The following is a 10,236-nucleotide window of genomic DNA, read 5'->3' on the forward strand; positions in this document are numbered from 1 at the left end:
AAAGGTGTTTCATAAATAAATCATACCAGAAAATAACAAATAAGGTATGAAAAGAATTATTAAATTACTTGAATCTATGAGTAGTTAGTTGGTTTATTACTTGCTGGTGATTCTGTTGTTTTTCTTGTCTCTAATTCAACATAAGCTTTCGTTAGTTCAAGATATATAATGCTAAACTGGATAGCAAAAAACAATCCTAAAACAAGTGATTACTAAACAAGCTAATAGAAGTCACCCGTTACTTAAATAACTTTAATTAGACAAACCTTGCGACTAACACAATGAATATCCCTATAATTATTCCAACATCTGAAACAAAACTTTTATTCTCTTTTCTCTTTATAGAAATATTTATCATCTTCCCAAGTATCACTAATACTATTGCCGTACTGATTACTGTATTACTAAAATTGGAACTAAATGTAACATTATCATCCATTAGAACTAATGATATTGGAATACCAATTAACAAAACTGCACTCAAATATAAGAACCATTTCAATTTCTCCAATGTAAAGTCTAACCCCCTCAGCTCTTTCTGCTCGTTAGCACCACAATGAAAGCAACGGCATCTTACACTATTGCTCACTGTTTAGCTTAATATTAAAATTTTTTAGTTACTTATCCTTATATTCTCTTGGGATAGTATAAACGATATATTTGAAGTTCCAAATGTCATTCGGTGTAACCGAAATTTCTTCTTCGTTTTTTATAATGATAGTAATGGATCCGTCCCTCGCTTCTCGTCGGTAAAGTATCTTCCATATACCTCGCTACACTAGGTGGTTAAAGAAGAAAATAGCAAGTTGGGTTCGATCTCTTAATTCTAGTTTTTCTAAAATGATACTTATGTAATTTCTTACTGTGCCCTCACCTAAATACAGTTCCTTTGCAATTTCCTTATTTGATAGACCCTTTGAAACCAATGAAATGATTTCGAATTCCTTATCTAGAATTCCATAGTCTTGATAATTTTTTTTGTTTACTTGATTATTCATCACAGACGGAAGCTTATTAATTATTTCTTCACCAAAAACATTCTGTCCAGAATAAACTGCGTTTAGTGCTGGTATGATACTGTTGTAATGTTGTTTTAAAATGTAGCCTTTTGCCCCTATCTTTAATGCCTTAATAATGTATTCATCATCTGCAAAAGTGGTTAAAAGAAGAACTTTTGCTTTTGGAAATGATTTTAAAATTTCATCAGCTGCTTCTAACCCGTTCATATTTCCCATTCTGATATCCATCAAAAGAATGTCCGGTTGATGATCTTTATAAAGTTTGATAGCGTCTTCCCCACTGTTGGCTACTGCCAACACTTCGACACCATCACTTGCCTCTATTATTGTTTTTAATGATGCTGAAACAAGAACATCGTCGTCTACAATTGCTATCTTCATATGACTCCCCCCTATCCATATATTTCAGTTTATTTGCCTGCACTAAAACTTATGGCTTCATAAATGATATAAATACTCTAAAACCTTTTGATTGATCAAAATTTACTATTCCATTTAGTGATGCAACCCGTTGCTTTATACTTTCAAGGCCCATTCCTTTAAAGTTACTAGGGTCCAATTTTTTATTCCCATTATCAAATATAATAAGCTGATAAAGCTTTGGGTGTTCAAATAGACTAATAGAAACAAAGTCGCCATTAGAGTGCTTCATAACATTTGATAGCGCCTCTTTTACAATGCTTATAATGGCGTATTTAGCCTTGGTTGGCATATCTCCAGTTATTTCGTAATTAAATGTTATTTTACAAAACGTGAAATTTTTGATTAATTTATTTATCTCACCGTAAAGGTCAATGGAATGGTCATGTAAGTTATGCACACTTTCTCTTATCGAATTCATACCTTCATTTAAAGTATCCTTCACCACTTCAAGGTTTTTTACGGTGTTCTCATCTTTACTTACAGCTATGACGGCTCCAATTTGTAAAATCGAGCTAGAAAGAAGATGCCCAACATTATCATGTATTTCTCGTGCAATCCTATTTCTTTCGTTTAACGTCGCAAGATTAACCTCTAAATCTTGTTTACTAACTAACTCATTAATTTTTTCTTCAAGGGAAATGGAAAGCTCTGTTAGAGAGTCCCTTTGGTTTATATAATCTTCGCGAAGTTTTTTTTCATTAGTTTCTCTTAATCTTAAAAGGTATACAATTGCACTAATAACCATAAAAACACCCATAACTCCTGAAGAAAACTTGGTAAGGTGTAATGCGTAAGGGATTAACGCTAACAGTGTGATTATTTGTTTTTTAGTTCTAAGTAGGTCATAGCTTATTAACGGTAAAAAGAAAACAAATGGAACATAAAACCCTGATAATAGTAAAGATCCTATAAATAATCCTTTGGCCAATTTCTCATTATTAAAATATTCTAATAGTCCGCTTATAGCAATGGCTAATGCCATGGCAATAATCCCTTCATACGGAGTAAACTCAAACAAAAGAAGCCCACACGTTCCCACAAAAATAATCAACTTATTTAATACAGTGCCCATGACTCTCCTCCCTTGCCTAATTTTAGCATAACAAATCCTTTCAATATAAGAAAAAAATGACATTTGTCACTTTAATCTAATGACAATTTTCACTGCCCTCTGCTTACCAACGCTATTACTATAGGATTATAAAGATAAAGATACGGAAAGGGAGTTAAATATGATAGTAAAAATTGAAAATCTAGTCAAAAGATATGGGGACTTAATCGTTCTTGACCATTTGAACATTGAAATAAATGAAGGTGAAATCTTTGGACTATTAGGACCTAATGGTTCAGGAAAAACAACGGCTATAAATTGTCTATTATCTTTACTTACATTTGATAAAGGAAACATTGAAATCTTTGGAAAAGAGATGAAGCCCGCAGCATATGACATCAAACACAACATAGGTATCGTTATGCAAAACGTAGCAGTTTTCGATGAGCTAAATGTTTATGAGAACATTGATTACTTCTGTGGTCTTTACGTTAAAGATAAGAAAAAACGTAAAGAGCTAGTAGAACAAGCGATTGATTTTGTAGCTTTAAAAGACTTTGTAAAATTTTATCCAAAAAAATTAAGTGGTGGTCTTTTAAGAAGACTTAACATTGCCTGTGGAATTGCTCACAAACCAAAACTAATTATTTTAGATGAGCCAACAGTTGCCGTTGACCCTCAAAGTAGAAACAATATTTTAGAAGGAATTAAAAGGTTAAATGCAGAGGGTGCAACGATTATATATACCTCTCATTATATGGAAGAAATTGAACAACTTTGTTCAAGGGTAGCAATATTAGATAAAGGTAAGGTAATTGCATCGGGAACAAAGGAAGAAGTCAAAGGAATGATTGCACTTGGTGAGAAGATCGTCGTAGAAACATTTAATATAAATGAAGATCACCTAGCTAAAATACGAGAAATACCTAATGTGATTGATGTTGACTTAAAAGAGAATATCTTAACTATTAGACAAAAAAATGGTGCAAGTAATCTAGTAAATATAATGAGTTTTATTGCTGATAATGATATAAGCTACGGTAAGATCTATTCTGAGTTACCAACTTTAAATGATGTATTCCTTGAAATAACAGGAAAAGAATTAAGAGATTAAGGAGGTCTACTATGTCATTTCTGATTTTTAAATACAGCTTTAAGTCCCTACTTAAAGATAAGATGGCTTTATTCTGGATGCTTTGCTTCCCTCTTATTTTATCAACATTTTTTAATTTAGCCTTCTCAAATCTAATGTCAAATGAAAGCTTTGAAAAAGTGAAAATCGCCATCACAACGGATTATGCAATGCCAGAAGGCCTTGACAATACTATGAATGAAAGCAATCTTTTTGATTTATCTTACACAACTGAAACAGAAGCAAAAGAGCTTTTGTCAGATAAAAAAATAACAGGCTATATTAAAAACTCTAATGAGCTTGAACTTGTAATTTTAAGTTCTGGTCTTAACCAGTCGATAGTTAAAGTTTTTTTAGACAACTATATTCAAGTTTCAACAACCATTTATAGCATCATTGACGGAAATCCTCAATTAATTCAAATGGGTTTTCTGGAAAATGCAAGTTTTAACGAAAAGTTTACAGAGGATACTCCTGCAAGTGACTCAATGAATATGATTGTTATATATTATTTTGCATTATTGGCAATGACCTGCCTTTTATCAGCCGTTGCTGGCTGCAATGCTATTTCTTTAGTTCAGGCTAATCAATCAACACTTGCAGCAAGAATTAATGTTGCACCTACACATAAATTAAAGGCATTTCTATCTATGATTTCTGCAACAATATGTTTTCAGTTTCTATCAGTCATTATTGCCATTACGTATATTACGCAAGTTTTAAAGGTAGAGTTTGGCGATAAGCTTTTACACATCGGAGTATTATGTTTAGTCGGTTGTTTTACAGGGCCGATGTTCGGCGCTCTATTCGGACTGCTTGTAAAATTAAAGGCGGAAGTTAAGGAAATGTTATTGTCTAATATCTGTATGGTTATGTCCTTTCTATCTGGTTTAATGGTTTTACAAATGAAATATATTGTTCAAGAAAAGGCTCCAATTATCGCCTATATCAACCCTGCAAATCTAATTACAGATGGCCTTTATGCACTATACTATTATGATACTTTTGAAAGATACTTCCTAAACCTTACTTTGCTTGGTAGCCTAGGAGTACTCTTTTGTACCATTTCCATAATGGTTTTAAGGAGGCAAAAATATGCAAGTATTTAAAGCTTTTAGTAAAATTGTACCGAAAAAATTTCTTGGTGTCTTTTTGATCTATACGATTATTTTTGTTGGGCTTGCGATCTTTTTCTCAAGAAGTGCTTTAACACCTACGGAAGATGCCTTTGAACTATCAAAAGTTAAGGTTTCTGTTATAAATCAAGACAATACAGCACTAGCTAATGGCTTAGAAAACTATATTAACGAAATCGCAACACCTGTAGAAATTGAACTAGATGAGGAAAGTATCAAAGATGCACTTTTCTTTCGACAAACAGAATTAGTCATTACTATTCCTATAGGTTTTCAAGAAAACTTTACTTCAGCAAATTATAAAAATATAACGACCATGTCTGTTCCTGATTCCGTAAGTTCCGAATATGCAAAGACACTTATTGATAGATACTTAAATACTGCTAGACTGTATATTGCTGCATCGCCTAAAATTTCTTTTGAAGAGGTTCACGAGAAAGTAATAACAGATATTTCAACAGAAGTAAATGTATCTTTCCTTGAAAAAATAGCTAGTAATAGCAAGTCAAACCTCAATGCATATTTTAACTTTTTATCTTATATATTAATAGCTATGCTTATAACCATGGTCGGACGTATCATGTTAATCTTTAATCATAAAGAAATCAAAATGCGTAACTATTGTGCTCCTATTAGCATTAAAAATTATAATTTTCAGCTTATATTCGGTAACCTATCGCTCGCCTTTATTATTTGGTTAATATTTGTTATATTTGCGTTTGTTATCAATAAGGATACTTTTCACCAAACAGGATCATTTTTATTTATAGTTAACTCATTTGTTTTAACAATACTCTGTTTGAGCATCAGCTTTTTGGTTGCTACATTTGCAACAAAAAATTCGATTGATCCAATAGGAAACAGTCTATCCCTTGGATTATCATTTTTAGGCGGTTCCTTTGTACCACAAGCTCTTTTAAGTGATACACTACAAACCATCGGAACCTTCAACCCGATATTCTGGTATGTAAAAGTTAATGATGCCATAGGAGATCTAACAAGTATTACTCAATCTACACTTGAACCAATAATCTACGGCATACTAGTTCAGTTAGCTTTTGCGGTTGCTTTCCTGGCGATTGCATTAGTAGTTATTAAACAAAGACGATTTGCCCATCAATAAAATATTTTCTATACTGAACGACCTTTTTAACGATGAAAAGAAGAAACGTTGCTTACGTACGTGTTATAGATTGGGACAGAGGGACAGGTTCACTGTCCCTCCCCTATGACTCAACAATCCACTATTATCTAAAACTTTGGGACAAGGTACCTGTCCCCTTGTCCAGCAGAAAGAGTATAAAGTTGACAACGATAACTACAATCAAAAATTCTTGGAAGCTCCATGCGTTTTTGTTTGTCATCATACCACCTTATATTTTTACGTTTTTTGCCCTCTCCCTTTTTAATCTATCAGATTTTTTAATATAAAGTTGTACAACTGCTAATATTATTCTAGTAAAGACTGATGTAACAAGCAGGATTACTATAAACGGATCAATGAACCCTAAAATTGGTAGAAAAATCTTGCTCAACAGAAACGCACCACTCACTAAAACAATAGACACGATCACTTTTGATAAAAGAACGTTCTTATTTGAATACTTAGTAACTATTAACTCCTTATTAGTAAAAGCAGAAAATAAATTAACTATGACACTTAATGACCAACATAAAATCAATAATGAGAGAGCATACACCGTCGCCTTTACGGTATGACTTAAATGATCAAACTGGCGATCGAAACCAAAGTTTGTATAGTGCCAAGCACTAATTAGTTCGTTTAACAAATAATTCCCGTTATTTCCATTCGTTAAAACAATGATCCCATTTCCCGATTGTGGTTCCATCGAAAAATGTGCCCTCCAACCGTTGTTACCTCCATCATGTGTGACAATGATACTATTATTTACGTGATTAATAAAATGACCTAATGCCGTCTCATCATTAATAAAGCTTTGTAAACCTCTAACTTCTAAAATAGGGGTAAACATCTCTTGAGCAGTGTTAGCTTCTAAAATCTCCGATCCGTGAAAGCTATTGATTTCAGCGATGACAAACTTATTCATGTCTTCTATCGTTGTATAAAGTCCGGCTGCTGCTTTCTCGATAAATAAGTAATTTGGTAACAACTTTAGTTTTACATCGTAAGCTTTTGCGGTCTTATCTTGGAGATGATCATCCCATTGAAAACTACTGTTTTCCATTCCTAACGGTGCAAGGACGACTTCATTTAGATATAAATGAAAATCTTCTCCTGTTACTTCTTCGATCATGAGTTGCAGTAAGTTATAACCACCACCTGAATAGCTATACCGCGCTCCTGGTTCATATTCTAATTCAACAGGTTTTGAACCACCACCAATCCCACTAAGTGATTGCTCTAAAGTAGGTAGCTGTGTATTGGGCTCGTAGCCAGGATAACCACCACCGACAGATAGCCCTGATGTATGACTTAATAACCCTCTCACAGTTATTGCTTTTTGGTCGTATTCACTTTCAGGTAGCTGCCAACTTGTTATGTAATTCTCAATAGGATCATCTAAATTGATGAGCCCATCTTCAACCAATTTCATCACAGCAAGTGCTGTCACTGATTTAGAAATCGAAGCAACTTGAAAAACTGTGTTTTGATCAACCTTCCTATTATCGTCTAGATCCGCATAACCGAACGTACCTATCCATGTAACTTGGCCATCTTCTAGCACAGAAATTGCTGCTCCAGGAATTTTATATTTACTTAGCATTTTTTCAGTCTTAGTTTCTACGTCTTTAATCAATTTATCAAGATCGGAAGTTTTGGTTAGATCGTTATGATTCAAAAAAAATGGAACAGTAGTGATTATTGCCACTATAATTAAAATTATGGCTTTTCTTTTCATAGATAACCTCCAAATTTATCAAGATACAATTATTTTACTACTAATCTGCCAAACTTCCTTGGAATTCCCAAAATCATCACAATTAATTCATCATTATTCGCATAGCCGCAACATTTTCACAGCTATTGTATGGTTGAGGATCTTCACTAAAAACCCATTTTGAAAACAACCCACCATAACCGCAATTAGGATACCTATGTCCAATTTCCTGCATATACTTTACGGTCATTTTTTCAATCGAGAGAGGGACAGGTTCACTGTCCCTCTGCTATGACTTATCTGTTTACTATTGTCTTAAACGTTGGGACAAGGTACCTGTCCCCTTGTCCCACAAAACTTTATTACTATTCTAATAGTTTGTTGCGGAGTTATTAGGCAAATAAGAAAGACGAGCAACCTAAAAATGCTCGTCTCTATAGTTTAATTTTTAACAGTATCGTTGTACTGCGAAGCAAATGACTTTGTTTTCTTACGGATTTCTTATTCAACATACACATTCTATAGTTGAAGAGTAGTTATTATCTTTCTTTCACTTCAACTACTTCTTTACCAAACCAGTGAATGTATCCGCACTTTTTACAGATTACAGTATTAGCTGACTTATTAAGCCAATCTAAATCAAAAAAAGACAAACTCCTTGTATTGAGTAAAGCCTTCCCTAACTCAAATTTATCATGATTACAATGGACACACGTTATTTCAATTTCGTTTGCTTTGTATTTTTTTCCTATCTTTTCTAATTCCATTTCATTAAGTTTTTCTTCACCATCTTTTCGCAACTGTTCTAAATGCTTTTTATCATAATACACGGTTTATTCCCCTCCCTATTTAAATTCTCTTAGTTGCTTCCGTTAGCACCACAAGCGATAGCACTGTTAAACTCTCTCATCTACTTACATTAATAAGAGGACATCATTAATATTGGGTTATACAAAGCATGCAACCTGGTCCATCACTGCCAATTTTTTTACTAAATATCCGTTAGTTTAGTAACGTTATTTTCCATGCACTCAATCCAGGAGGGTCAGAAAGGAAAGCTAACGGTTTTAAATCAGCTTTTATTTTATCTCCTATTTTTAATTCACTAAAATCTAACTCTTCACCATATACACTTACTATGTCTACATCTATCAAACCTAATGTTGCTCTTTTATAACTTGGGTTTATTAACTTATTGCTTTCAATCCAAACTGATGTTTCTACTTCCTTCGCTACAATTGTAAATATCTCTTCTTTTGTTAACTCTACAAATATAAAAAGAAATCCTATTACAATTAATAATGTAAAAATAGAACGCAATACAAATTTTTTCAATAGAGCACCCCTCTTGTTATAACATTAATAATACAAGGGACATACTGTTTCTCTTGTTTCACTATCGCATCCTTTAGCTGAAAAACGTTAACTAACAGTTAATTAGATAAACATTCACTCAAACTTTACCTGTCTCTTTTTTTTTAGATTTCCATAGCATTAACCCAATTATTATTCCAAAAGGCAAATTGATTAATATGAAAGCAATTGTTCCCGCCAAAAATCCGACTATAAGCTTTGCTAGTTCATTACTTAGAGTCCCCTCTATAAAGAATGTATAAATGAATGAATTAAATAATCCTAATACAATTGTCCATAAAAACGCCATTTTAAAAACGTAATTCCATTTATTATCTTTTTGAAATTCCTTCAACAAGTAAACTCCTTTTTATAAACCTTTATTCAATAAATCGTTAGTACGATAAGCGATAGCGTATGTTCAACGATCGCATTCGTTACTTCAATGCCATTTTTTATTTCATGAATTTACTTCGGAGTAGATAAACAACTTCAAAGTTTTCAATCTCGTTGATTTGACCCTCAACATCTTTATAAAACTCAGAGGAGAGTGACCGCATACCACCTTCACCCCACGAATAACGTATACTCGCTAAAACCAAATTTTCGTTTGTAATATCCATTTCTTCATTGATACTTCCCCATACGCTAGACATACCATCCGTACTTTTAGTTGAAATGATATTAGAGATTTTTACAGAGGCTGTTCCATCATCACTGCTAATCCCTACATTAAACAATTGTTGATTTTCAACGGCTTCTGACTCAGTGATTGTAAAAATAATAGAACCATTATTCATAATTTTAGTTAAAAGTTGTCCTGTTTGTTCATCAACCAATTTACCAAATTCATATTTTTCAAACCAAACTGATGCCTCTGTATATTCACTATCAATATTGAAATCGAATACAAATGAATGGTCCGAAGTAGTTAAAAGTATCCCTTTCTCCCTGTCTGTCAACTCCGCATTGACAATTGTATTTGATTTTACGTTGTTCCCACAGGCACTTAAAGTAAATGCTAACATTGTTACTATCGTAATATTAAGTAATTTTTTCATTATCCCTACCCTTTCTTCTTGAATAAACCTGCTTCGTTTGTTGAACAAGAAGAGCGCTAGCTTCTTGTGCTAACGCATTCGTTACTAAAAAAAAGATTTTGTTACTGCCACCATTGTTTAACAGCAATTTTTTGTGACTTCTGATTTTTATCTATAATTTCAACCAAACAATCATATCTCTCTAATTCAGTACCTGAAAC

At 33.0% G+C, this 10,236-nt stretch carries 10 protein-coding genes; 3 read left to right on the plus strand and 7 right to left on the minus strand.

Features of this window, described 5'->3' with window-relative positions:
• Positions 1 to 773: 773 nt before the first annotated feature.
• Together ACK4M9_RS22355 and ACK4M9_RS22360 are read right to left on the minus strand one after the other, a co-directional pair.
• Positions 774 to 1,400: a response regulator gene (locus tag ACK4M9_RS22355; RefSeq protein WP_409854992.1), complete on the minus strand. Its 627-nt coding sequence runs from the start codon at positions 1,398 to 1,400 to the stop codon at positions 774 to 776.
• A 49-nt stretch (positions 1,401 to 1,449) separates the two neighbouring features.
• The gene (locus ACK4M9_RS22360; RefSeq protein WP_409854993.1) at positions 1,450 to 2,514 is read right to left on the minus strand and encodes a sensor histidine kinase; all 1,065 of its coding nucleotides are present in this window, start codon (positions 2,512 to 2,514) and stop codon (positions 1,450 to 1,452) included.
• Positions 2,515 to 2,674: 160 nt separating this feature from the next.
• Between ACK4M9_RS22360 and ACK4M9_RS22365 the strand changes: the two genes are divergently transcribed.
• From ACK4M9_RS22365 to ACK4M9_RS22375, 3 genes are read left to right on the plus strand one after another with little or no spacing between them, the layout of a single operon-like run.
• Entirely contained in the window at positions 2,675 to 3,607 is a 933-nt protein-coding gene (locus tag ACK4M9_RS22365) for an ABC transporter ATP-binding protein (RefSeq protein ID WP_409854994.1), read from the plus strand.
• Between the two features lie 11 nt (positions 3,608 to 3,618).
• Positions 3,619 to 4,734, plus strand: a complete 1,116-nt coding sequence (locus ACK4M9_RS22370; RefSeq protein WP_409854995.1) for an ABC transporter permease — start codon at positions 3,619 to 3,621, stop codon at positions 4,732 to 4,734.
• Positions 4,721 to 5,884: an ABC transporter permease gene (locus tag ACK4M9_RS22375; RefSeq protein ID WP_409854996.1), complete on the plus strand. Its 1,164-nt coding sequence runs from the start codon at positions 4,721 to 4,723 to the stop codon at positions 5,882 to 5,884. Before ACK4M9_RS22370 ends, ACK4M9_RS22375 begins: the two co-directional genes overlap by 14 nt.
• Positions 5,885 to 6,134: 250 nt before the next feature.
• Here the strand turns inward: ACK4M9_RS22375 and ACK4M9_RS22380 are convergent, their stop codons facing one another.
• The 5 genes from ACK4M9_RS22380 to ACK4M9_RS22400 form a co-directional block, all read right to left on the minus strand.
• Entirely contained in the window at positions 6,135 to 7,643 is a 1,509-nt protein-coding gene (locus ACK4M9_RS22380; RefSeq protein ID WP_409854997.1) for a serine hydrolase domain-containing protein, read from the minus strand.
• A gap of 518 nt (positions 7,644 to 8,161) precedes the next feature.
• A complete protein-coding gene (locus ACK4M9_RS22385) occupies positions 8,162 to 8,452 on the minus strand; it encodes a zinc ribbon domain-containing protein (RefSeq protein ID WP_409854998.1) in 291 nt (96 codons plus the stop codon).
• Between the two features lie 172 nt (positions 8,453 to 8,624).
• Positions 8,625 to 8,957, minus strand: a complete 333-nt coding sequence (locus ACK4M9_RS22390; protein ID WP_409854999.1) for a hypothetical protein — start codon at positions 8,955 to 8,957, stop codon at positions 8,625 to 8,627.
• 118 nt (positions 8,958 to 9,075) lie between these two features.
• Positions 9,076 to 9,330 (minus strand): hypothetical protein, encoded by a 255-nt coding sequence (locus ACK4M9_RS22395; RefSeq protein WP_409855000.1) that lies wholly within the window; start codon positions 9,328 to 9,330, stop codon positions 9,076 to 9,078.
• A gap of 100 nt (positions 9,331 to 9,430) precedes the next feature.
• Complete coding sequence (locus ACK4M9_RS22400) at positions 9,431 to 10,036, minus strand: hypothetical protein (RefSeq protein ID WP_409855001.1); 606 nt, start codon at positions 10,034 to 10,036, stop codon at positions 9,431 to 9,433.
• Between the last annotated feature and the right edge of the window lie 200 nt (positions 10,037 to 10,236).

The sequence above is a fragment of the Anaerobacillus sp. genome (genome assembly GCF_046314235.1).
In the GTDB taxonomy this organism is placed as follows: domain Bacteria; phylum Bacillota; class Bacilli; order Bacillales; family Anaerobacillaceae; genus Anaerobacillus.

Bases quoted from the DNA above. Each gene is read 5' to 3' on its own strand.
- ACK4M9_RS22355 (WP_409854992.1), bottom strand. From the start codon at position 1,400: ATGAAGATAGCAATTGTAGACGACGATGTTCTTGTTTCAGCATCATTA.
- ACK4M9_RS22360 (WP_409854993.1), bottom strand. From the start codon at position 2,514: ATGGGCACTGTATTAAATAAGTTGATTATTTTTGTGGGAACGTGTGGG.
- ACK4M9_RS22365 (WP_409854994.1), top strand. From the start codon at position 2,675: ATGATAGTAAAAATTGAAAATCTAGTCAAAAGATATGGGGACTTAATC.
- ACK4M9_RS22370 (WP_409854995.1), top strand. From the start codon at position 3,619: ATGTCATTTCTGATTTTTAAATACAGCTTTAAGTCCCTACTTAAAGAT.
- ACK4M9_RS22375 (WP_409854996.1), top strand. From the start codon at position 4,721: ATGCAAGTATTTAAAGCTTTTAGTAAAATTGTACCGAAAAAATTTCTT.
- ACK4M9_RS22380 (WP_409854997.1), bottom strand. From the start codon at position 7,643: ATGAAAAGAAAAGCCATAATTTTAATTATAGTGGCAATAATCACTACT.
- ACK4M9_RS22400 (WP_409855001.1), bottom strand. From the start codon at position 10,036: ATGAAAAAATTACTTAATATTACGATAGTAACAATGTTAGCATTTACT.